20 protein-coding genes and 1 tRNA gene are annotated in these 23,091 nt (G+C 69.1%); 16 read left to right on the top strand and 5 right to left on the bottom strand.

Annotated elements, in window-relative coordinates:
- Nucleotide 1 precedes the first annotated feature (1 nt).
- Together CGZ91_RS02925 and CGZ91_RS02920 are read right to left on the bottom strand one after the other, a co-directional pair.
- Nucleotides 2–292, bottom strand: coding sequence for a hypothetical protein (locus CGZ91_RS02925; protein ID WP_144276757.1), 291 nt, complete (start codon nt 290–292; stop codon nt 2–4).
- 558 nt (nt 293–850) lie between these two features.
- Entirely contained in the window at nt 851–2,311 is a 1,461-nt protein-coding gene (locus CGZ91_RS02920; protein WP_229116376.1) for a DEAD/DEAH box helicase, read from the bottom strand.
- Between the two features lie 349 nt (nt 2,312–2,660).
- On the opposite strand from CGZ91_RS02920, the gene nagB reads away from it, so the two are divergent.
- The 6 genes from nagB to CGZ91_RS02890 all read left to right on the top strand — a co-directional run bounded on the left by nagB (nt 2,661) and on the right by CGZ91_RS02890 (nt 10,513).
- Nucleotides 2,661–3,446 (top strand): glucosamine-6-phosphate deaminase, encoded by a 786-nt coding sequence (gene nagB / locus CGZ91_RS02915; RefSeq protein WP_094452424.1) that lies wholly within the window; start codon nt 2,661–2,663, stop codon nt 3,444–3,446.
- Nucleotides 3,447–3,577: 131 nt separating this feature from the next.
- Nucleotides 3,578–3,961, top strand: a complete 384-nt coding sequence (locus CGZ91_RS02910; RefSeq protein ID WP_094450123.1) for a cold-shock protein — start codon at nt 3,578–3,580, stop codon at nt 3,959–3,961.
- On the top strand, nt 3,961–4,731 hold the full coding sequence (locus tag CGZ91_RS02905) for a DUF3027 domain-containing protein (protein ID WP_094452423.1): 771 nt from the start codon (nt 3,961–3,963) through the stop codon (nt 4,729–4,731). Before CGZ91_RS02910 ends, CGZ91_RS02905 begins: the two co-directional genes overlap by 1 nt.
- A gap of 211 nt (nt 4,732–4,942) precedes the next feature.
- The gene (locus CGZ91_RS02900) at nt 4,943–5,266 is read left to right on the top strand and encodes a DUF2530 domain-containing protein (RefSeq protein ID WP_144276756.1); all 324 of its coding nucleotides are present in this window, start codon (nt 4,943–4,945) and stop codon (nt 5,264–5,266) included.
- Nucleotides 5,267–5,509: 243 nt separating this feature from the next.
- Nucleotides 5,510–6,982, top strand: coding sequence for an NCS2 family permease (locus tag CGZ91_RS02895; protein WP_094452421.1), 1,473 nt, complete (start codon nt 5,510–5,512; stop codon nt 6,980–6,982).
- A gap of 129 nt (nt 6,983–7,111) precedes the next feature.
- Nucleotides 7,112–10,513: a pyruvate carboxylase gene (locus tag CGZ91_RS02890; RefSeq protein WP_094452969.1), complete on the top strand. Its 3,402-nt coding sequence runs from the start codon at nt 7,112–7,114 to the stop codon at nt 10,511–10,513.
- Between the two features lie 74 nt (nt 10,514–10,587).
- On the opposite strand, the gene CGZ91_RS02885 is transcribed toward CGZ91_RS02890, so the two are convergent.
- Nucleotides 10,588–11,211: a DUF7691 family protein gene (locus CGZ91_RS02885; RefSeq protein ID WP_094452420.1), complete on the bottom strand. Its 624-nt coding sequence runs from the start codon at nt 11,209–11,211 to the stop codon at nt 10,588–10,590.
- A 210-nt stretch (nt 11,212–11,421) separates the two neighbouring features.
- Between CGZ91_RS02885 and CGZ91_RS02880 the strand changes: the two genes are divergently transcribed.
- A complete protein-coding gene (locus CGZ91_RS02880) occupies nt 11,422–13,104 on the top strand; it encodes a hypothetical protein (RefSeq protein ID WP_144276755.1) in 1,683 nt (560 codons plus the stop codon).
- Here the strand turns inward: CGZ91_RS02880 and serC are convergent.
- Nucleotides 13,015–14,115 carry a phosphoserine transaminase gene (gene serC / locus CGZ91_RS02875; protein WP_179229188.1) on the bottom strand — a complete coding sequence of 367 codons (1,101 nt, stop codon included), beginning with the start codon at nt 14,113–14,115 and terminating at the stop codon, nt 13,015–13,017. The two genes, CGZ91_RS02880 and serC, sit on opposite strands and share 90 nt — an antisense overlap.
- 188 nt (nt 14,116–14,303) lie before the next feature.
- Between serC and CGZ91_RS02870 the strand changes: the two genes are divergently transcribed.
- The 9 genes from CGZ91_RS02870 to CGZ91_RS02830 all read left to right on the top strand — a co-directional run bounded on the left by CGZ91_RS02870 (nt 14,304) and on the right by CGZ91_RS02830 (nt 21,938).
- The gene (locus CGZ91_RS02870) at nt 14,304–15,200 is read left to right on the top strand and encodes an SIS domain-containing protein (RefSeq protein WP_094450169.1); all 897 of its coding nucleotides are present in this window, start codon (nt 14,304–14,306) and stop codon (nt 15,198–15,200) included.
- Nucleotides 15,200–16,156: an ROK family protein gene (locus tag CGZ91_RS02865; RefSeq protein ID WP_094452417.1), complete on the top strand. Its 957-nt coding sequence runs from the start codon at nt 15,200–15,202 to the stop codon at nt 16,154–16,156. The genes CGZ91_RS02870 and CGZ91_RS02865 overlap by 1 nt, the downstream gene beginning before the upstream one ends.
- Nucleotides 16,153–17,259, top strand: coding sequence for an N-acetylglucosamine-6-phosphate deacetylase (locus CGZ91_RS02860; protein ID WP_094452416.1), 1,107 nt, complete (start codon nt 16,153–16,155; stop codon nt 17,257–17,259). The genes CGZ91_RS02865 and CGZ91_RS02860 overlap by 4 nt, the downstream gene beginning before the upstream one ends.
- Before the next feature lie 78 nt (nt 17,260–17,337).
- Nucleotides 17,338–18,024, top strand: a complete 687-nt coding sequence (locus CGZ91_RS02855; RefSeq protein ID WP_094450133.1) for a metal-dependent transcriptional regulator — start codon at nt 17,338–17,340, stop codon at nt 18,022–18,024.
- Nucleotides 18,021–19,052 carry a hypothetical protein gene (locus tag CGZ91_RS02850; protein WP_094452415.1) on the top strand — a complete coding sequence of 344 codons (1,032 nt, stop codon included), beginning with the start codon at nt 18,021–18,023 and terminating at the stop codon, nt 19,050–19,052. Before CGZ91_RS02855 ends, CGZ91_RS02850 begins: the two co-directional genes overlap by 4 nt.
- Nucleotides 19,049–19,834, top strand: a complete 786-nt coding sequence (locus CGZ91_RS02845; RefSeq protein WP_094452414.1) for a class I SAM-dependent methyltransferase — start codon at nt 19,049–19,051, stop codon at nt 19,832–19,834. Before CGZ91_RS02850 ends, CGZ91_RS02845 begins: the two co-directional genes overlap by 4 nt.
- Before the next feature lie 165 nt (nt 19,835–19,999).
- Entirely contained in the window at nt 20,000–20,386 is a 387-nt protein-coding gene (trxA, locus tag CGZ91_RS02840; RefSeq protein WP_094450136.1) for a thioredoxin, read from the top strand.
- A gap of 68 nt (nt 20,387–20,454) precedes the next feature.
- Nucleotides 20,455–20,527: transfer RNA gene (locus CGZ91_RS02835), tRNA-Arg, on the top strand.
- 235 nt (nt 20,528–20,762) lie between these two features.
- Nucleotides 20,763–21,938 (top strand): acyl-CoA dehydrogenase family protein, encoded by a 1,176-nt coding sequence (locus CGZ91_RS02830; protein ID WP_094452413.1) that lies wholly within the window; start codon nt 20,763–20,765, stop codon nt 21,936–21,938.
- Nucleotides 21,939–22,108: 170 nt separating this feature from the next.
- On the opposite strand, the gene CGZ91_RS02825 is transcribed toward CGZ91_RS02830, so the two are convergent.
- Complete coding sequence (locus tag CGZ91_RS02825) at nt 22,109–23,065, bottom strand: peptidoglycan-binding domain-containing protein (RefSeq protein ID WP_094452412.1); 957 nt, start codon at nt 23,063–23,065, stop codon at nt 22,109–22,111.
- Nucleotides 23,066–23,091: the final 26 nt, after the last annotated feature.

Here is a 23,091-nt window from a genome sequence, read left to right as displayed (position 1 = left end):
ACTACTCGTTGGCCCGGTCGAGCATGACGACGATGGGCACGGTTGTCCCGTTCGCGTGACAGGTCACGGTGCCGCTGACGTAGTCGATGGTCGCCCAGCCGTCCGGGCTCCATTCGGTCTTGGGCGGGCACCAGCGGTCGGCCACGTCCTCTGCGTACTGGACTGCAGGTTTCGCCAGCGCCATTACGACAAGAGCCACAACTAATGCCGCCGCGCTGCGGGGGAGTGCGAGGAGGGCGAGGACGGCGGAGGCGACCATGAGGCCGGCGTGGATCGCAAGGAACCACCGCACGCTGGGATACCACCAGCCACTGGCGCCAGAGAACAGGAGACTGAACGCAACGGCTGAGAGCCCCAGGAAGCACGGGTGAGAATGCATCTAGCCCGCTCCAGAGGAACTGGATTCGGTGTCATCGGAGAGCGTGCTCCGAGTACATGACGGTTGTGCGGCGACGGGATGTCGGATCGGTCCACTCTCCGGTTACGGTGTAGCCATCCCAGTAGAGAAAGCCATGCTCGAAGAACTGGATCCGATGTCCGGCTGGCTGGCCTCCCCCGGGATGTTGCTCGCCGCTGGTGGGGTAGCCGGCGATACGCTTTCGGATCACCATCAAACTATCGCTTTGTGGGATGCTTCCTGTCAAGGGTCGGGGCGTCGGTGGATCACTGGTGCGCGCCAGCCGGGCGCTCGGGCGCGGCGGCATCGTCTACCACGCCGTCATCGACCGGACGGTCACTCGGCCGCTGGGCTGGCGGCGGAACGCGTGCACGTGCCTGACGGGCTGGCGGACGACATCCCGGCGGCCTGCGCGGCGTACGAACAGTCGATCCGCGAGGCCGGCGGCGAGACTCAGCGGCCGGCGCTGAACCGCGAGGCCGAGTGCCCGCGCGAGCCGGAGGCACCACCCCGGTTGCGGCCCTGGCGACTCGTTCCGCCCGAACGGCCCGATCCGCCCGATCCGCCCGAACGGCCGCCGTTGCGCCCGGACTGGCTCGACCGCGACTGGTGCTGCGAGGATCCCTGGCTGCCCTTCGCTGGCCTGCCGCCCTTCGCTGGCCTGTTGCTGCCCTTGGCCGGGCGCGCCGGCGGGGTGGCGGGTGCCGGGGCCTTCCAGGCGCCCGGATAGGTGCGCTCGCCCGGCGCCAGATCGGTGAGGACCGCGTGGCCGGGCTGGACGTCCGTGGAGGGGGCCTTGATGCCGGCCTTGCGCATCAGCGAGCGCACGTCGCCGTTCTGGTCGGGGGTCATGAGGGTGATGACGGTGCCGGCGGCGCCCGCCCGTGCCGTGCGCCCAGAGCGGTGCAGGTAGGCCTTGTGCTCGACCGGCGGGTCGGCGTGGATGACCAGCGCGACGTCGTCGACGTGGATGCCGCGCGCAGCGATGTCGGTAGCCACCAGGGTCGACGCGGTGCCGTCGTGGAAGGCGGTCATCGTGCGCTGCCGGGCGTTCTGGCTCAGGTTGCCGTGCAGCTCGACGGCGGGGATGCCCCGCGCGTTGAGCTTGCGCGCCAGCGTCTTGGCGCGGTGCTTGGTGCGCGCGAAGACGATCGTGCGCCCGGGCGCCGCAGCCAGATCGGCGAGCACGTCGAGATGGTCGTCGGGGCGGACCCGCAGCACCTGGTGCTTCATGGCCGTCACCGGCGACTGAGCTGAGTCGGCCTCGTGGGTCACCGGGCGGTGCAGGTAGCGCTTGACGAGGACGTTGACGCCCGCGTCGAGGGTCGCGCTGAAGAGCAGCCGCTGACCGGTGCTCGGCGTCTGGTCGAGGATCCGCTTGACCCCGGGCAGAAAGCCGAGGTCGGCCATGTGGTCGGCCTCGTCGAGGATGCTGATCGCGATGTCGTCGAGGCGTACGTGGCCCTGTCGCATCAGGTCCTCGAGCCGGCCGGGACAGGCGATGACGATGTCGACACCCCGGCGCAGGGCGGAGACCTGCGGATTCTGGCCGACGCCGCCGAACACGACGCGGCTGGTGAGTCCGGTTCCGCTCGCCAGAGCCTGGAACGACTCGTCAATCTGCGTGACGAGTTCGCGGGTCGGGGCCAGGATGAGCGCGCGGGGGCGCTGTGCCCGCGGTTTCGTTGGCGTCTGGGTGAGACGTGCGATGAGCGGCAACAGGAAGGCGAAGGTCTTGCCGGAGCCGGTGCGGCCGCGCCCCAGCACGTCGCGTCCGGCGAGCGCGTCGGGCAGCGTGGCCGCCTGGATCGGGGTGGGGGAGGTGATGCCGCGGCGGTCGAGGGCCTCAACCAGAGGGGCCGGTACGCCGAGGTCGACGAAGGACGGCAGGGCGGCAGGGGAGTGCGTGGTCAAGCGGTGGTGCTCCACATCGGAAAGTGGGTTCGTTGTTCTGCCCGGCGCGGCAGGGGGCCGCGGCTCATGGGTGACAGACGGCGACGGCTGGGGTCAGCCGGAGAAGTCTTCTCGGGGCCGAAGGACGGCCTGCGTCCCCGCCTGGAATGGCGATGGACCGGCCGGCTCGCAGCAGAACTGGACGAACCGGCATCAAGAGTCTACCGCGGCTCGTCCCTCGGCACGAACCGGGCGACTGCGGCGAGGGGGAACCCGGCCCGCCGCCGGCTGCCGACGCATCGCGGGCGGCGCTAGCATGGGACGAGCGGGCCGCTCGGGCCCGTTTCGTACGTCACCGGGAGGAAGTTCAGTGGAGGTCGTCATCTGCGCCACCGCCGACGAAGTCGGTCGGGTCGCGGGCGCCAACGTGGCGCGCGAATGCGCCGGCCTCGCCGCACCCGTGATCGGTGTCGCCACCGGATCCTCGCCGCTGGGCCTATACGCCGACCTCGCCGACCGGGTTGCCGCCGGCAGCCTCGACCTGAGCGCGGCCCATGCCTTCGCTCTCGACGAGTACGTGGGTCTCTCCTACGACCACCCTGAGAGCTACCACGCCGTCATCGACCGCACCGTCACCCGGCCGCTCGGCCTGGATCCGGACCGGGTGCACGTGCCCGACGGTCTGGCCGAGGACGTACCGGCGGCCTGCGCGGCGTACGAGCAGGCGATCCGCGACGCCGGCGGCGTCGACGTCCAGATCCTCGGGCTCGGCAGCAACGGCCACATCGGCTTCAACGAGCCCAGCTCCTCGCTGCGGTCCCGGACCCGGATCAAGACCCTGGCGCCGGCCACCCGCGAGGCCAACCAGCGCTTCTTCGACTCCCTCGACGAGGTCCCGACCCACTGCCTGACCCAAGGCCTGGGCACCATCATGGACGCCCGCGCCGTGGTCCTGGTCGCCCAGGGCGAAGGCAAGGCCGACGCCGTCGCCGCCACCATCGAAGGCGCCCTTTCGTCCCGCTGGCCCGGGTCGATCCTGCAACTGCATCCTGCTGCGTACCTCGTCATCGACGAGGCGGCCGCGAGCAAGCTCGAACTGCGCGACTACTACCGCTACGTCTACGACCACAAACCCGACTGGCAGCGAGCCCGCTGAGAGTCCACCAGCAGGCGCCGATGCAGGTGCCAGCTACGGGGAACCTCACATGGACAACCCCCGATCACGAACTAGGATGAGCTCGCATCGACCGCACCCTGTGGTCGGCCGCGGGCGCGAAGGAGGAGAGCATGCCCACTGGACGGGTTCGTTTCTATGACGCCGAGAAGGGATTCGGCTTCCTGAGCAAGGACGGTGGCGGCGACGTCTACGTCCGCGCCAATGCGCTGCCCGCCGGCGTGACCTCCCTGAAGGCCGGCCAGAAGGTCGAATTCGGGGTGATCGAAGGACGCAAGGGCGAACAGGCCCTCAGCGTGACCGTGCTCGATGCACCGCCGTCACTGTCGAAGGCGCAGCGCAAGTCGCCCGAGACCATGGCGCTGATCGTGGAGGATCTCATCAAGATGTTGGACGGAATCGGCAACGGCTATCGCCGGGATCGCCACCCTGACAGCCGCAACGCGAAGAAGATCGCGGGCGTGCTGCGGGCCGTGGCTGACGAGCTCGAGCTCTGATGGCGCGCGCACCCAAGCCTGATCAGGCCTGCGTCGACGCCGTCGACCTGGCCCGGGAGTACGCCGTGGAGCAGGCCGGCCCGCTCGGGGTCGGCGAGCACCTCGGCTGTCAGATCGACGGCGATCGGGTGGTCACCCACCTCTTCGACTGTGACCACCCCGGATATCGCGGGTGGCACTGGAGCGTCACCGTGGTGCGCGCCTCCCGGGCCAAGACTGTCACCGTCAACGAGGTGGCGTTGCTGCCCGGCGAGGAAGCGCTGCTGCCGCCCAACTGGGTGCCGTGGACCGAACGCCTCGCCGACGGCGACCTCGAGCCCGGCGTGCTGCAGCCCACCCCGGACAACGACCCGCGCCTGGAACCGGGGTACACCGGGGGAGAGGACGCCGCTGACGCAGACCCCGCCGAAGCGAGCCAGATCCGCGCGGTGGTCGCGGAGCTGGGCCTGGGCCGGGAGCGGGTGCTGTCTCCTGAGGGGCGTGACGAAGCCATCGTTCGGTGGCGGCGTGGTCCCGGCGGCCCCAACAACGAGATGACCGACGACGCCCCGGCGCCGTGCGAGACCTGTGGCTACTTCATCCGGCTGTCCGGGTCGCTGGGCGCGGTTGCCGGTGTCTGCGCCAACCGGTATTCCCCGCAGGACGGCTCGGTCGTCACCGTTGACCACGGCTGTGGTGGGCACTCCGACGTGGTCGCCGAGCACCGCGAGGCCGAACACAGCGAGCCCATCTGGGACACCGTCTCCATCGACGCGACACTCTTTGACTGAGCCCCGGCCATGGCGTACGGCGATCAGATCGGTCGACTCGAACGGCCGTGGAAGCGCCTTCCCGGGCCAAATTGCTGATCGAGTCGACCAAAATGATCGCTGCCGGCGTACGCCGCCAGGCAGGCCAGACGGCTCGATCCACCTGCTTTTCGCCAGCTTGTTGGCGCAAAGGCGGCCCGTCCCCACGCCGGACCCGGCTACCGTGGGTTCCATGACTTCACCGGACCCCACCCGTGACGCGGCTCCTGTCGAGGAAACCCCGCGTACGCCTGGTGCTCGAGGCGCCGAGGGACAGGTCGCTGGCAGCGAGGTGGTCACCGAGGAGCACGATGTGCTGCGGCCGGCGCCGGTGGACCCGGTCGACACCGACGGTCGGCTCGCCTTCGCCATCGGCACGGTCTGCTTCGCCGTCGGTGCGCTGGTGATGTGGCTGCTCGACCAGCGTGACAACACCTACATCTGCCTGTTGGGCGTGGTGATCGGGCTGGTTGGGTCGCTGTGGACCTGGCGCCGCAGCCGCCGCCAGACCGACTGAATCCGGCGTCCGAGGGGCCAGCCAGCCCCGAACTTCGTAGGAACAGGCGGTCCTCGGACCGCGGCACCGCCTGGCGCAGCCCGCTGAATCCTTGCTGGCCCGCTTGACCGGTGCTCAGCCAGCGCGACCGAGTTCGCTGCCCCCGGGCCCGCCGAGACTTTCCTGCGGCCGCCCCACAACCGGGGCTGATCGGGCTATCATGCGCCGGTGAGCACGACGACGGCGGAGAAATCGCCCTCCAAAATGGACAAGTACTTCGGCATCTCCCGACGCGGCAGCAGCGTCGGCCAGGAGGTCCGAGGCGGACTGGTGACCTTCTTCACCATGGCCTACATCCTGGCCCTGAACCCCCTCATCATCGGCACCACCGCCGACTCCGAGGGCAACCTCGTCTCCGGCCTGCCGATGCTGGACGCCAGCGGCGCCACCATCGAGGCCAATGTCGGCATCACCATCGGCATGGTCGCGGCTGCGACTGCGCTGGTCGCCGGCGTGATGACCATCCTGATGGGCGCGTGGGGCCGGTTCCCGCTCGGCCTGGCCGCCGGCCTGGGCCTCAACGCCCTGCTGGCCAACGTCATCGCCCCGATGATGACCTGGCCCCAGGCGATGGGCCTGGTGGTCTGGGAGGGCATCCTCATCGCCATTCTGGTGCTGACCGGCTTCCGGACTGCCGTGTTCAAGGCCGTCCCCAAGTCGCTGCGCACCGGCATCACCGTCGGTATCGGCTTGTTCATCACCTTCGTCGGCCTCATCAACGCCGGCATCGTCCGCAAGCCCGAGGCCCCCGGTACGCCGCCGGTCGGCTTCGGCATCGACGGGTCGATCATCGGCTGGCCGATGGCAGTCTTCGTCGTCGGCCTGCTGCTGATGGTGGTCCTGCACGCCCGCAAGGTGAAGGGTGCCCTGCTGATCGCGATCCTTGCCGCGACCGTGCTGGCCGTCATCATCGAGGCCATCAGCCCGGTCGGTGCCATGTCGGGGGACAACCCCACCGGCTGGTCGCTGAACGTCCCGACCTTCGCCGGCTTCAGCGCCCCGGACCTGACGCTGCTGGGCCGGGTCGACATGATCGGCGGGTTCTTCCCCGGCGGCGAGTTCAACATCACCATCTTCATCGGTCTGCTGCTGCTGGTCTTCTCGCTGCTGCTGGCCGACTTCTTCGACACCATGGGCACCGTCGTCGCCGTGGGTGGCGCGGGCGACCTGCTGGACGAGGACGGCAACCCCGAGCACGTCAAGGAGATCCTGCTGGTCGACTCGGTCGCTGCGGCCGCCGGTGGTCTGGGGTCGGTGTCCTCCAACACCTCCTTCGTCGAGTCCGCCTCCGGTGTCGGCGCCGGCGCGCGTACCGGCCTGTCGGCGATCGTCACCGGCCTGGCGTTCCTGGTCGGCATCTTCCTGGCGCCGCTGATCGGGATGGTGCCCTCCGAGGCTGCGTCCCCGGCGCTGGTCTTCGTCGGCTTCCTGATGATGTCCAATGTCGTCGACGTCGACTGGAACGACATTGAGGAGGGTCTGCCGACCTTCCTCACCATCATCCTGATGCCGTTCGCCTACTCCATCACCGTCGGCATCGGCGCGGGCTTCCTGGCCTACGTCTTCACCAAGACGGTCCGGGGCAAGGCCCGCGAGGTCCATCCGCTGATGTGGGTGGTCGCGGTGCTCTTCCTCATCTACTTCACCCAGGGCCTCATCACCGCATTCCTGCTGTGATCTGAGGACCTGACCTGCGGGCCCTCGGCGGACGGATTGTCGTACGCCGGGGGCCCGCGGCGTTGGCGGCGGAGTTCACCGGATGGCGCTGGATGAATCCTGTCGGCCCACACCGATAACGTGGGCACCATGTTCTCGAAGGTTCTGGTGGCCAATCGCGGCGAGATTGCGGTCCGCGCGTTCCGGGCGGCGTACGAGCTCGGTGCTCGCACCGTCGCCGTCTTCACGTACGAAGACCGCAATGCCGAGCACCGCATCAAGGCCGACGAGGCCTATCTCATCGGCGAGGAGGGGCATCCCGTACGCGCCTACCTCGACATCGACGAGATCATCCGGGTGGCGCTCGAGTCCGGCGCCGATGCGGTCTATCCCGGCTATGGCTTCCTGTCCGAGAATCCCAAGCTGGCCAAGGCTTGCGCCGACAACGGGCTGACGTTCATCGGTCCGGCCGCCAACATCTTGGCGCTGGCCGGCAACAAGGTCGAAGCCGTCGCCGCCGCCCGTCGGGCCGGCGTCCCGACCTTGCGGTCGACCCCGCCCAGCCAGGACCTCGACGAACTGGTCAAGGGCGCTGAGGAGATCGGTTTCCCCGTCTTCGTCAAGGCCGTCGCCGGTGGTGGCGGCCGCGGCATGCGCCGGGTGGACCGCCCTGAGGACCTGCGTGAGTCGATCGAGGCCGCGATGCGCGAGGGCGAGGGCGCCTTCGGTGACTCGACCGTCTTCGTCGAGCAGGCCGTGCAGCGGCCCCGCCACATCGAGGTCCAGATCCTGGCTGACACCCAGGGCAATGTGGTCCATCTCTACGAGCGTGACTGCTCCATCCAGCGCCGCCACCAGAAGGTCATCGAGCTGGCGCCGGCCCCGCACATCAGCGAGGAACTGCGCCGGGCGTTGTGTTCGGATGCGGTGAAGTTCGCCACCGAGCTCGACTACACCTGCGCCGGCACCGTGGAGTTCCTGGTCGAGACCGAGGGGGAGCGGGCCGGGGAACACCATTTCATCGAGATGAACCCGCGCGTCCAGGTCGAGCACACGGTGACCGAAGAGATCACCGATGTGGACATCGTCCAGTCGCAGATGCTGATCGCCTCAGGTTCGTCGCTGCCCGAGCTGGGTCTGACCCAGGACCAGATCAGCTTCTCCGGTGCGGCGATGCAGTGCCGGATCACCACCGAGGACCCGGCCAACAACTTCCGGCCTGACACCGGCACCATCACCGCCTACCGTTCCGCGGCGGGTGCAGGCGTACGCCTGGACGGCGGCACCGCTGCCACCGGCGCCGAGATCAGCGCCCACTTCGATTCGCTGCTGGTCAAGCTGACCACCCGCGGCGCCAACCTGAAGATCGCCCAGACCCGCGCCCGGCGCGGGTTGGCCGAATTCCGGATCCGTGGCGTGTCCACCAACATTCCCTTCCTGCAGGCCGTGTTGGACGACACCGACTTCTCCGCCGAGGACCTGTCGACCAACTTCATCGCCGAACGTCCCTACCTGCTGTCCGCCCAGCCGCCGGCCGACCGCGGCACCCGGCTGCTGCGCTGGCTGGCCGACGTCACCGTCAACAAGCCCAACGGTGAGGCGCCGACCCGGATGGATCCGCGCGAGAAGTTGCCGGTCTTCGATGCCCGGGAGACCCCGGCGCCCGGTTCCCGGCAGCGGCTGCTGGAGCTCGGTGCCGAAGGCTTTGCGGCCGCGCTGCGCGCCGAACCGCGCACCGAGGTCACCGACACCACCTTCCGGGACGCCCACCAGTCGCTGCTGGCGACCCGGGTCCGGACCCGCGACCTGTTGGGGGTGGCGCCGGCGTACGCGCGCCTGCTGCCTGACCTGTTCTCGATCGAGTGCTGGGGCGGCGCGACCTACGACGTGGCGCTGCGCTTCCTCGGTGAGGATCCCTGGCAGCGGCTCGCCTCGCTGCGGGAGGAGTTGCCCAACCAGTGCCTGCAGATGCTACTGCGTGGCCGCAACACGGTCGGCTACACGCCCTATCCCAATGAGGTCACCCAGGCCTTCGTGGACGAGGCGGCCCGCACCGGCATCGACATCTTCCGGATCTTCGACGCCCTCAACGATGTCGAGCAGATGCGCCCAGCGATCGATGCGGTGCGTGAAACTGGGGCCGTCGCCGAGGTGGCGCTGTGCTATTCGGGTGATCTGAGCAACCCGGCCGAGGACATCTACACCCTGGACTACTACCTGAAGCTGGCCGAGCAGATCGTCGATGCCGGCGCCCACATCCTGGCCATCAAGGACATGGCGGGCCTGCTCCGCCCGCCGGCGGCGACCAGTCTGGTCACCGCGCTGCGGGAGCGTTTCGACCTGCCGGTCCACCTCCACACCCACGACACCGCCGGTGGTCAGCTGGCCACCCTGCTGGCCGCGGTCAATGCCGGTGTCGACGCGGTCGACGTCGCCTCGGCGGCGATGGCCGGCACCACCTCACAGGTGCCGGAGTCCGCGCTGGTCGCGGCCCTGGCCAACACCGAACGCGCCACCAAGCTGGACCTGCGCAAGGTGATGGACCTGGAGCCCTACTGGGAAGCGGTCCGCAAGGTCTACAAGCCTTTCGAGTCCGGTCTGACGGCGCCGACCGGGCGCGTCTATGACCACGAGATCCCCGGTGGTCAGCTGTCCAACCTGCGTCAGCAGGCGACCGCGTTGGGACTGGCCGAGCGGTTCGAGCAGATCGAGGAGATGTACGCCGCGGCGGACCGGATCCTGGGCCGCCCGACCAAGGTGACGCCGTCGTCGAAGGTGGTCGGCGACCTCGCGCTGCACCTTGTCGCGGTCGGTGCTGACCCCGAGGAGTTCGCCGCCGATCCGAAGAAGTTCGACATCCCCGACTCGGTGATTGGCTTCTTGGCCGGTGAGCTCGGCGAGCCCGCCAACGGCTTCCCCGAGCCCTTCCGCACCAAGGCGCTGGACGGGCGTACGGTCCCGATCCGGGATGCCGAGGTGAGCGAGGAGGACGCGGTCGCGTTGCAGAAGCCGGGCCGGGAACGGCAGGTCACCCTCAACCGACTGCTCTTCCCCGGGCCGACGAAGGAATACGAGCAGGCCGACGAGACCTACGGCGACCTCAGCGTCATCCCGACCCCGGAATACCTCTACGGCATGGAGCACGGCCACGAGTACGGGGTGAAGCTCGACAAGGGCGTCAACCTGTTGCTCGAGCTGGAGGCGATCGCCGAGCCCGACGAGAAGGGCATGCGGACCGTGATGACCGTCCACAACGGTCAGCTGCGGCCGGTCTCGGTGCGCGACAAGTCGATCAAGGCCGAGGTGTCGGCCACCGAACGGGCCGACGCGTCCAACCCGGACCACGTCGGCGCCCCGTTTGCCGGCGCAGTGAAGGTGACCGTCGAGCAGGGCCAGGAGGTCGCCGCGGGGGAGACGGTGGCGACCATCGAGGCGATGAAGATGGAGGCTGCGATCACCAGCCCGGTGGCCGGCACCATCGAACGCGTCGCGATCAACGGCGTCCAGCCGCTCGACGGTGGCGACCTGGTCGTCGTCGTCAAGCCTGCGTGAGGCGTACGCCGGCCTGATCCGGTGCCCCCGGGTCGCTTCCGGGCGATCGGGGTGTTCACCCAGGTGGCGGGCGGTCAGGGATGCAGGATCGCGAGCAGGTCCACGTCCGAGCTGTCCCGACCGTCCGGCCCGAACACCGCGGTGAGCCAGCCGGCCAGGGCGGTGACAGCTTGGCGGATCGGCCCTTCGGCGAGTGAGGCGCTGGCCCAGCTGGTTGCCATCGCGCGGGCGTGATCGGCCGGCACGCAGCCCACCCGGACTCGCCGCGGCGCATGGGTGGGAAGCTCGGCCGAGGCGTCGAGCAGGTGCCGCAACCCGTGTTCTGCCCCGACGCCGGCTGCCGCCAGCGCGAAGTCGAGACTGCCCACCGGATCCGCTGTGTCCGGTAGTGGCGTGACATGCCGGGCCCGGGAGATCCCGGCCAGCACCTGCTCCAACAACAGCCACGCCGGCACGATCCGGTCCGGCGCCGGATAGCGCCCGGCCAGAATCGCTTCCACGTCATGTTGGCTGGGTTCGAACTCCTGTGGTGGCACCGGCGTACGGGTCTGATCGCCGGCAAAGAACACCCGGCGTTTCGGCTTGGCTGCGATCAGGTCTGCGGTCATCGCACGGACGCGTTCGGCGACGTCGGGCCGGGCACCGAACAGGCCCTGCACCTCACCGAGCGGGACGGCGTACAGCTTCACCTGAGCCATGCGACCAGCCTAGATCTGGCCACCCCCGGCGGCGCACCCGGGTGAGGAAACCGGCCGACACGGTGCGGAACGACTAGTCTGGCGGGGTGAAAGTACGTGACCGTCGACGCCTGCTGAGTTTGGTCCTGGCGTCCCTGCTGCTCATCGTGGTGGTCGGCACGTTGCTCGGATTGAACTGAGGATGGAACGGACAACGTGCAGGTGGCATTGGTGACCAGACCCGACCCGACCCACGGCCGGCAACTGGGCCGCCGGCTGGCAGCGGTGGCAGCCGCGTGCCTGATCGCTGTGCTCGGCGCGGTCGCCGTGACGCTCCCGGCCAGCGCCCAGGAGGTCGCCTTCACCATCACCGATGAGCGGATCACCGAGTCGTCGGGGTTGGCCACCGAGCCGGGCAACAATCGCTACTGGACCGTCAACGACAGCGAGCCCGGGCGCCAAGGCGCTGCGTACGCCCTCGACGAGAACGGCGAGACCCAGGGCGTGCTGACCTTCCCGGCACAGACCCTCGACGTGGAGGCGGTCTCCTACGCGGTGGACCGACTCTGGATCGGTGACATTGGCGACAACAACGCCGTACGTCCGGGCATCGTCGTCTATCACTTCGCCAACCCGACCCCGAGCGCGCAGAGTCAGTTCCGCTCCTATGACTTCACGTACGCCGACGGCCCCCGTGACGCGGAGGCGATGCTGGTGGACGACGACGGACAGATCTTCATCGTCTCCAAGGAGCTCCAAGGCGGCATCTACACCGCCGGCCCCGAGCTGAGTGTGCAGGGCAGCAACGAACTGGAGAAGGTCGCCGACGCGCCGGCGTACATCACCGATGGTGCCGTGCTGCCTGATGGCCGGATGGTGCTGCGCAGCTACTTCGGGGTGTTCGTCGTGGACCCCGATCAGGACTTCGAAGTGGTGGCCTCCGCGCCGGCGCCTATCCAGCCGCAGGGTGAGTCGATCACGGTGGCACTGGACGGCGAGACCCTGCTGCTGGGCAGCGAGGGTGAGCAGTCCGAGGTGCTGTCGATGCCGATCCCGGCGGCGGTTGAGGAGGTGCCCGAGGGCCAGCCGAGCCCGGGCGGGGAGACTCCGACGCCCAGCCAGCAGCCCAGCGAGCAGGCTCCGGTGGACGAGGAAGAACAACTGGAGGACATCCCGGCACCGCAGCGCAGCGGCACCATCGTGGCGATCGTGGCCGCGGTGCTGCTCGCCGCGGTCGGCGGGGCGGTGGTCTACTTCACCGGCCGGGACGGTAACCCCGAGTGGCTGGATCGGATCCTGCCGCCCTGGGGAGCGGGTGGCTCGGGTTCGGATGGTTCGGGTTCGGATGGTTCGGGTTCGGGTGCAGGAGCTGCCGATGTCGACGACGAGCCAGACGGCCAGTCGCCGTCGGCACGGGTCGATGATGCCGCCACCGACGAGGCCGCCACCGAGGAGCCATCGGTTCAGCGCCAGGTGCCCCCGCCAGCGTCCGAACCCCGGGCTGAGGCAACTCCCGACGAGGCGAAGCCGACGCAAGCGAGCCCGGTTGACCAGCCGCCGACCGAGTCGGCCGCGGCACCGGCGGCGGCACCCAAGCGGCTCCGATTGCCGTCGCGGAAGCGTCCCGAGGCTCCGTCCGGCCCGGCCGACATCGGGGCCGAATCGGACCTGACCCCGGCCGAACGGGGCATGATCAACCCGTGGGCCGACGACCCGGACGCGCCGCCGGTGCGGCCGCGACGCTCCCGCGGCCCGGCAGCCGACCAAGGCTACGAGACCGGCGGCGTAGCGGGGGTGGACTGGAACGACTCCTCGCGGCAGGGCTCAGGCGCCGGCGTCGAGGACGAAGTCGATGCAGCGGGTGAGGGCCCGCAGGTCGGCGGTGTCGATCGTGGTGAACAGGGCGATGCGTAGCTGGTTGCGGCCCAGCTTGCGATAGGGCTCGACGTCCACGATGCCGTTGCTGCGCAGCGTCGCGGCGACCTGAGCGGCGTCCACCGATGCATCAAGATCAATGGTGGCCACCACCGGCGAGCGGTGTTCCGGATCGGCGACGAAACAGGTCGCCTCGGGCCGCTCGTCGGCCCAGCCATAGATCACCGAGGCGTTGTCCCGACAGCGCTGCGCCGCCCCGGCCAGCCCGCCCGTGTCCAACAGCCAGGCCAGCTGCGACTCGAGCATGATCAAGGTCGCCAACGCCGGCGTGTTGAGGGTCTGCTGCTGCCGCGAATTCGTCAGCGCCTCACGCAGGCTCAGCGTCGCCGGGATCCACCGCTGGGGTGCCAGCTCCTCGATGCGTTCCACCGCAGCAGGCGAGGCCAGCGACAGCCACAGGCCACCATCGGAGCCAAGGTTTTTCTGGGGGGCGAAGTAGTAGAAGTCGACCTGGCTGGCGTCCAACTCCATGCCGCCGGCGGCCGACGTGCCGTCCACCACGACCAGCGCGTCGAAGCCGTCGATCCGGCGCACCGGGGTGGCCGCGCCGGTCGAGGTCTCGTTGTGCGCCCAGGCGTACACATCGACGTCCTCGCAGGGCTCCGGCAGCCCGGCGGTGCCCGGTTCGTACGCCGTGACGACCGGCTCGGCCAGGTGGGGCGCGGCAGCTGCTGCGGAGGCGAATTTCTGGGAGAACTCACCGCACACCGCGTGGCCGCTGCGCTTGCGGATCAGGCCCGCGACCGCGGCATCCCACACCAGCGTTGAGCCGCCGTTGCCGAGCAGCACCTCATAACCCTCGGGCAGCTGATAGAGCTGGGCGATCTCGTCGCGGATCCGCCCGACCAGGTCGCGCACCGGCGCCTGCCGGTGCGAGGTTCCCATCAGGGGCGACTGGGCAACGGCCTGAACGGCAGCCCGGCGCACCTTCGCCGGACCACATCCGAAGCGGCCGTCGGCGGGCAGCAGGGAGGCAGGAATCTCAAGCACCGCACCAGTCTTCCACCCGGATCGGGTGGGCGAGGGGACCGGTCGGATGTCGGCCAGCGGGCTGTCTGTCTCCGGCTGTTGCTGACTGATAGGTTCGGCTTGCGGTCGACCGCCGTCGATCGCCTGAGCAACCTGTTTCTGGTGTGTTCAGCAGAGCTGTACGCCAAGGTCACCCGGTGGAGGACGACATGAGTTTCCTGGTCGAAGACGAGATCATTTCGCAGCCGCAGTGCTGGACGCGGGCTGCCGAGCTGGCACCGCAGCTCGGCGATGCGCTGCCCGCCGACGGTGAGCGGGTGGCGTACATCGGCTGTGGCACCTCCTGGTTCATGGCCCAGGCCATCTCGGTGCTGCGCGAATCGCTGGGTAAGGGTGAGGGCGACGCCTTCACCGCCAGCGAGTTCCCCTACAACCGCAGCTATGACCGGGTCGTCGCCATCACCCGCTCCGGCACCACCAGCGAGGTCATCGAGGTGTTGACCAAGCTGCAGGGCAAGACCCGCACCACCGTCATCCTCGGCACCCAGGACACCCCGGCTCACGGCGTGGCCGACCACGTCGTCGACCTCTCCTTCGCCGACGAGCAGTCGGTCGTGCAGACCCGCTTCGCGACCACCGGTCTGGCGGTCCAGCGGGCCGGCATCGGCCAGGACCTCGCCCCGGTGATCGCCGAGGCCGAAGCGGCCCTGCAGCAGCCGCTCACCGATGCGATGGCTGCCGCCGAGCAGGTCAGCTTCCTGGGCGTGAACTGGTCGGTCGGCCTGGCCAACGAGGCGGCCCTCAAGTTCCGTGAGGCGTCCTCGGCATGGGCCGAGTCCTATCCGGCGATGGACTATCGCCACGGCCCGATCTCGATCGCCGAGCCTGGTCGGCTGGTGTGGATGTTCGGTACGCCGCCCAGCGGCCTGCAGGCCGACGTCGAGGCGACCGGAGCCACCTTCATCAGCAGCGATCGCGACCCGCTGGCCGAGCTGGTCGTCGCGCAGCGGCTCGCGGTGGCACGGGCGATGCGGCTGGGCCTCAACCCGGACCAACCTCGTAACCTGACACGTTCCATCATCCTGGACGACGACCAGCAGAGCTGATGTCTGAGCAGCAGGCCACCGTCATCGCCGTCGATGTCGGCGGCACCTTCACCAAGGTCGCAGCAGTCAACCGGGCCGGCGAGGCGGTCGCAGGCGACGCCCCGCCGACCCCGGTCGACCTGGGTGGCCGAGGCGTCACTCTGTGGCTGGCCGACCTGGTCCGCGACTGGGCCGACCGCCATTCCGGCGCCGGATTCTGCGTCGCCGTGCCCGGGATCATCGCCAACGGGTTCTGCCACATGGCCGCCAACATCGGCTGGCGTGACGAACCACTGCAGGATCTGCTGCGGGACCAGACCGGCCTGCCCGGGATCGTCACCCAAGACGTCCGCGCGGCCGGCTGGGCCGAGTGGCGGGTCGGCGCGGGCCGCGGCTGTGACTCCATGCTCTTCATGCCGTTGGGCACCGGCATCGCCGGCGCCATCGTGGTCGACGGGACCATGATCGTTGCCGATGGGTACGCCGGAGAGATCGGCCACATGCCGGTGCCGGTGGCGGGCGACCGGGCTTGCGCCTGTGGCGCCGTGGGATGCCTGGAGGCATGGTCATCGGCAGCGTCAGTGCGCCGACGCCACACCGAGGCTGGTGGTGACCCGGACTGGACCACCGCCCAGATCGCTGATGCTGCGCGGAGCGGGGACGCGCTGGCGGCCCGGATCATCGACGAAGCCGCCCTGGGCCTGGCCCAGGCGCTCTACTACAACCAGGCCATGCTCGGCTCGGCCAAGGTCGTCATCGGCGGCGGCATGTCCGGCGCCTTCGACCTGTTGGCGCCCCGGATCACTGAGGAATTGAGCTCCCTGGTCAGCTTCCATCGGATGCCCGAACTGGTGGTCGCCGAGCTCGGTTCCCGTTCCGGGCAGGTGGGCGCGGCGCTGCTGGGCTGGGATGCCATCGACGCTGCCACCGGCCAGCAGTCCGCGCCGGGGAAGACACAGCAGGGGGAGACATCATGATCCTGTCGGCTGAGCACGTGGTCACTCCCGAGGGGGTGCTGACTGACGCCGAGATCGTGGTCGACGGCGACCGGATAGCCGCGATCCGCCCGACCAGCAACCCGGAGCCCGGCTGGCTGGTGCCGGGCTTCATCGACACCCACTGCCACGGCGGCGCGGGCTTCGACTTCGGCGATGATCCGGAGCCCGGGCTTGCCTACCACCGTCGCGGCGGCACCACCTCGCTCTTCGCCAGTCTGGTGACGACCTCGGTGGATCGGCTGCTGACCCAGATCCGTTCCCTGGTGCCGCTGGTGCAGGCCGGCGAGTTGGCTGGCATCCACCTGGAGGGGCCGTTCCTCTCCGAGGCGCGCTGCGGCGCCCACGACCCGGGGCTGCTGATCGACCCGACCGACGAGGTGGTCGCCGAGATCTTGGCCGCCGGTCAGGGCTGCATCACGATGGTGACGATGGACCCGGTGCGGGCCAATGCCGCGGCGGCCACGCGTACCTTCCGGGAGGCCGGCGTCCAGGTGGCATTCGGTCACAGCGACGCCGACCTTGATCAGACCCGGGCCGGGATCGACGCCGGGATGCAGGTGGTCACCCACCTGTTCAACGCGATGCGCAGCATTCACCACCGCGAGCCGGGGCCGGTGCCGCTGCTGCTCAACGACCCGCGGGTGGCCGGTCTGGAAGTGATCTGCGACGGCTTCCACCTCAACCTCGAGGTGGTCACCATGGCCGCGCGGGCTGCGGGCAGCGACCGAATCCTCCTCATCACCGACGCGGTCGGCGCCGCCGGCATGCCGGATGGCCCCTTCCAGCTGGGCGGGCTGCCCGCGAACATCACCGACGGCAAGGTGCGACTCGTCAAGGACGACGGCAGCTTCGGCTCCATCGCCGGCTCGACCTTGACCATGGCCCAGGCCTTCGCCAACGTGGCGAGTGTGCTGCCCCTGGAAACGGTGGTCCGGATGGCGGCCAGCAACCCGGCGCGGGTCCACGGACTGTCTGATGTGGGGGAGCTGGCAGTCGGGAAGTTTGCCGACCTGTGCCGCGTTGACCCCACAGGGCAACTGCTGGCCGTGCATCGGCACGGCGAGGAGATCCCGCTCAGCTGAGTGGGTCGGCAGGTCCGGCGGGCGTACGCCGGATGCAATAGGCTGCCCGAGAGGCGAAGCGGCGGAAGGCAGGGGCTGATGAGCGGCGATCTGATCGATACCACGGAGATGTATCTCAAGACGGTTCTCGAGCTGGAGGAAGCTGGCATCGTGCCGCTGCGGGCACGGATCGCTGAGCGACTCCACCAGACCGGCCCGACGGTGTCCCAGACCGTGGCCCGCATGGAACGGGACGGCCTGCTGGTGGTCCAGGGCGACCGGCACCTGACCTTCACCGAGGTTGGCCGGGAACGTGCCGTCAGCGTGATGCGCAAGCACCGGCTCGCCGAACGGTTGCTGGTCGACGTGATCGGACTGGACTGGGTGCTGGCCCACGATGAGGCCTGCCGCTGGGAGCACGTGATGTCGACCGACGTCGAGAAGCGGATGATCGGCCTGCTGGATGACCCGAAGCAGTCGCCCTACGGCAACCCGATCCCCGGCCTGGAAGCACTGGGCGCCAGTTCCAAAGAGCTCGGTGCCGCGGTGCCGCTGCCGCAGCTGGTGACCGGCGCCGACCCGGTCGAGGTGCGGCTGGACTGGATCGGTGAAGGGCTGCAGGCCGAGCCTGATCTGCTGGAGACCGTCTGGCAGGCCAAGCTGATGCCGGGCGCGACGATCACCGCCAAGCGCGGCGGCCTCGGGGTGGTGCTGCGTACCGCCGAGGGCCCGGAGGCCGAGCTGTCCGAAGACGCCGCCAACCAACTCTTCGTGGTGGCGGTATGACCCTGCCTGCGGGCGAGAAGACCACCATCGAGACGCTGCTGCGGGGACATTGGTACGACGCAGTCGCAGCTCTGCTGGCCGAACAGGCCGGCTATGACACCGCCGCTGAACTGGCCACTGCTGCCAAGCGGGTGCTCGACCTGGATGCCGAGGACTTCGACGACATCGCCGAAGGACACGAGAGCGTCTGGGCGGCCCGGCTGTTGCAGGCCCGCTTCCCACGTACCCCCCAGGACCCCGAACGTGGCGCGCTGGGCACCCTGGTGCCGCTGTACGAGCTGATGCTGGAAGTGCTCGACCTGCGCGCCACCCGTCACGAACCGCTGCAGGTGGTCGTCACCGCCCACTTGATCGGGGAATACCTGGTGCAGTTGGCGATGGAGTCCTGGCTCGGACATGCCGGCGATCCGCAGCTGATGGACACCAGCGTCGGCGAGAAGTGGGGCACAGACGACCGGTCCTGCCCGCACCCCTCGGCGCTGCGAGCCACCGCCAAGCGCTCGATGCACGCCTGCTCAGGCGACATCGTGGCGTACACCGCCTATCTGGACCGGTTCCACTCCCGTCTCGGTGAGGCGTTCGCGATCTGCGCGATGAACCATGAGACCACCGGGCCCGGCGACCGGCCCGACGTCGGGGAGACCTGCCCGCACCCGTGCAGCTGGATCACCGACGGGGAGCTGGAAGTACGCCGGGATCTGGACGCGCGGGTCCGGCTCGCGAAGATGTATCAGGACTCCGCCGTGGTCGCGCTGCGGCACTACGCGCCGGTCGGGCACTTCTTCGGCGTACCGTCGACCACCGAGATCTCCGATGCCTGGCTGACGACCTGGCAGCGCCTGTCCCAGCAGTGGCGCGACGGCAGCAATCCGCTGCTGGCCGAGCACATGCCCGCCGCTCCCGAAGCCACCGAGGCGTTGCCGGGCATGTCCGCACTGGTGTCGGCCGTGGCCGGACGCACCATCGGGCCGGGCACCATGATCCGCGACATCGGCGCCGACATCAGGGCTGCCCTCGAGGCCGCATGAGCACTTACTGGGAACGGTTCCATGCCGAGCGCCCCGGAGCCGTGGGAGAGTTCCTGACCCGGCTCGAGGCGGGACATCTGTCGCCGCACACTTGGCTGGCCCGCTCGGTCACGCCCTACACCGGCGGCCGGCATGCGATTGTGCTGGACGTCGCCTGCGGTGACGGCCGGATGACCGAGGCGCTGGATGATGCCGACTGCACCGTGGTCGGCCTGGACCGTTCCCAAGCCCAGCTGGACCGAGCCCGGGAACGGACCGCCGACCTTCGCGGTGATCATGTCTGGTTGCGCGCCGACGCCACCAACCTGCCGTTCGCCAGCCACAGCGTCGACGCGCTGACCTGTGCCTGGGGCCTGGCTGCCTTCGACGACCCGGCGACCGCCGCCGGTGAGTTCGGTCGGGTGGTACGCCCCGGTGGTCTGGTCGCGGTGATCGCGCCCGCGATGCTGCCGCTGGCACCCGGTGACCTGCGCGTCCGGACCACCCTGAATCGGATGCTGGGCCGACCCTCCTTCCCGCTGCAGCGTGGCGGAGTCAAGCAGCTGCTGACAGTGGCTGGGCTGCAGGTGGTGGAGAACAACCACGACCGCTACCACTTCACCGTGAAGGATCGCGCCGACGCCGAAGTGTTGTTGTCGGGGATGTACCTGCCGAAGGCGTCTGACCGGCGCGTTGGACGGGCGCTGAACTGGCTGGAACGTCGAGCCGAGGAGGCCCGCGCCTCGGGACTGCCCGGCGTACGGGTGCCGGTGCCGCTGCGGCGTGTGGTGGCGTTGGCCTGACTGGGCTTGCCCGATGACCCCGGGGGCCGGTTGGCTGGGGATGGAATAACTTCCCCGTCTGCGGGGTTGAAGCAGTGTCAATTGAAGAAGCTGTGTCAACTGAAAAAGCTGTGTCAGTTGACAGCAGTGTCAAGCGTGACCAATCGAAGAATCTGAGGAGCTCACATGGCAACCGTCGAAGTCACGGCCGAGAAGTTCACCGAGACCGTCGAGGCCAACAACCTCGTCATCGTCGACTGCTGGGCCGAGTGGTGTGGACCGTGCAAGTCCTTCGCCCCGGTCTATGAAGAAGTGTCGGAGAAGTACGACGATGTCGTCTTCGGCAAGTTCGACATCGAGAGCAACCGGGAGTTTGCCGCCCAGCTCGACATCCAGGCGATCCCCACCATCATGGGTTTCAAGGATGGCTACATGGTCTACAAGGAGGCCGGCGCCAGCTCGGCTCAGGGCCTGAGCAAGCTCATCGAGGGCCTCAAGGGCCTGGACATGAAGGAAGTTCTGGCTGCCAATGGCATCGACCCGGAGGCTGAGGAGTCGGCCACGGCGAACTGAATTTGCGCCTATGCTGTGAGGGCCCGCCGGGCAGGGAGACCTGCCGAGGCGGGCCCGACGCACGTCCGGGCCCTATAGCTCAGGGGATAGAGCAGAGGTTTCCTAAACCTTGTGTCGCAGGTTCGATTCCTGCTAGGGCCGCCCACCGGCCGCGGCCGGGCTGCCGGCGTACGGCTCAGCGCTGATCCCAGCACCGGAGTGGGGTCGGCCCGCGCGGCCCCGGCGAAACCTCAGCACGCTGTAGCTGTGCAGGCCGAAACGCCGGTTCGGGCTGCGCAACCTCAGCAAGCTGTACTTTCGCAGCCTGACGGAACGACTCGCATGAATACGTATGCATCGCTACTCTTGAGGGACCGTCACGAGCCAGGAGGCCATCATGGAGGCGTACGCCCCGGAACTCACCAGCGCGGGCCTGCGCGCGTTCATCGCCGAACACATCACCCCGCACGCGACCGACATCGACCGCGAAGCTCGATTCCCCGCCGAGCAGGTCGCGGCCGCCGGCCGGGCTGGCGTACCCGCGGTGCTGATGAACGGCACCGAACTCGAACTGAGCCGTGCCCCCCGCATCGTCGAGGTGTCCGAGTCGCTGGCCGCCGCGTCGATGGCCTGTGGCATCGCGATCACCAACTGCCGGCTGATGCCCTACCTGCTGTCCCGCTACGCCGAGGCCGAGGTGCGGGATCGCTGGGTCGGGTCGACCCTGCGCGGCGAGACCTACGGCGCCTTCGCCATCACCGAGCCGCATGCCGGCACCGACGTACGCGCGCTGTCGACCGTGGCCCGCCGGGACGGCGAGGACTATGTCGTCACCGGCGAGAAGCTGTGGGTCGGCTACGCCCCCAACGGGTCTTACTCCATCACCTTGGCCAAGCTCGACAGCGACGAGCGCGACGCCACGATGGTGGCCTTGGTCATTGACCTGGCCTCCGAGGGAGTCACTCGCGGCCACGGCGAGGAGCTGTCGGGCGTACGCGGCATGGCCAACGGCTGGATCAAGTACGACAACGTCCGGGTGCCCGGCGTCAACCGACTCAATGTCGAAGGGTTCTCGGGCATGATGGACGGCCTCAACCTGGCCCGCATCGACGCCGCCGCCTTCGCCGTCGGCCTGATCCGCGGTGCCGCCGAGGAGGCCATCTCCCGGGCCGCGACCCGACCCGCCTTCGGTGGCACCATCGGCGATCTGCCCAGCATCCAGGCCAAGATCGGGCAGATGCTGGCCGACTACCGCGCTGCGCGGGAACTGACCCGGCTCGCAGCCGAGTCGTTTGCCCAGGGCGGGGGTGGCGACCAGGACCTGATCTCGATGGCGAAGCTGTTCGCCGCTGACGCGTCGCGTCGTCACACCGACGAGGCGGTCCAAGTCTTCGGCGCCCAGGGCATCGGCATCTGGAGCCGCGTCAACCGACTCAACCGGGACTCCAAGATCACCCAGATCTTCGATGGCACCTCCGAGATCCACGAAACCATGCTGGGCCGCCGCGCCGTCCGCGGGCACCTTCGTGGCGAACTGCCGCCGGCCCTCGTGATCGAGGAACTGCTCGGCTGAGAGGCCGTCCGCCCATATTGGTCAACTCGATCGGCTCCAGAGCCCGGATCGGGCCGTTTCGGCCAATCGAGTTGACCAATATGGGCATCGAGACAGTCCTCGGGCCCGCCTCCGAGGAGACGGGCCCGAGATGGGTAGGTGGTCAGCAGCGCTGAATCAGGCGTTCTGAATCACCACGCGCAGTGCACGTGACCGCTGTGGCCGGCGTCACCGGGGCCGAGCGTGCTGCGAGCGCCGGCGGCGCGGCAAGCGGCGCGGACCTTGCTGGCCATCGCGCGACCGGCCGAGGTGGTGTTGATCTTCTGGCCGTTGGCGAAGTCGATGTCCACAGCGCGGCCCTGGTAGTGGGCCGAGTTGGTGGAGTGGTTGCAGCCAAGGATCGTGGTGACCCGGTAGCTGTTGCCCTTGCCGTAGTCGCGCATGAACTTGAGCATGCTGGTGTTCAGCGTCACGTAACGGGTGCCGACGTCGCCGCCACCGGTACGCGGGGTCTTGCCGCTGGCGGTGTCGCGGATGTTGGCCAGCGGCTGTGCGTAGCTCGGGCCACACAGCGGATAGAGCGTGATGCCGGAATCGTTGAGGATGTCCTTGGCGAGCGCGGCGCGGCTGGTGCCACCGCCACCGCCGCCGGTGCCGCCGGCGATCAGGGCCTGCCAGGTCTGCGGGCCGACGACGCCGTCCACGCCGAGCTTCTTGGCGGACTGGAAGCTGCGCACGGCCTTCTCGGTGCCGGCGCCGAACTTGCCGTCGACGTCGAGCTTGTGGCCGTAGCGGTTGAGCTGGACCTGCAGCGCCTTGACAGCCTTGTTGTCGGCGCCACGCTTGAGGGTCGGGGTCAGCTTGCCCCAGGTCTTCGCGCCGACGACGCCATCGGCGGACAGGCCGCGGGCCTTCTGGAAGGCGATGACCTTGGCCTTGGTGTTCGGGCCGTAGCTGCCGTCGACGTCGGTGGTCTGCCGGGCGTGGCCGAGCAGGTGCTGGATGGTGGTGACCTGGACGCCCTTGGCGCCGCTCTTGACGACGGGCCAGGCGTTGAGGGCTTGCGCGGATGTGGCCGCGAAGCCAAAGGTGAGCGCCATGACGCTGATCAGCGTCAGGGCGGCAGTGGAAACTCGCTTGAGCATCATGCCTCCGGGGGTGGTGTTTGGCTGAG

The organism is Parenemella sanctibonifatiensis, assembly GCF_002250565.1.
GTDB lineage: Bacteria > Actinomycetota > Actinomycetes > Propionibacteriales > Propionibacteriaceae > Parenemella > Parenemella sanctibonifatiensis.
Note: the sequence above shows the minus strand (reverse complement) of the source record. Positions and strands in the feature narration are given on the sequence as shown.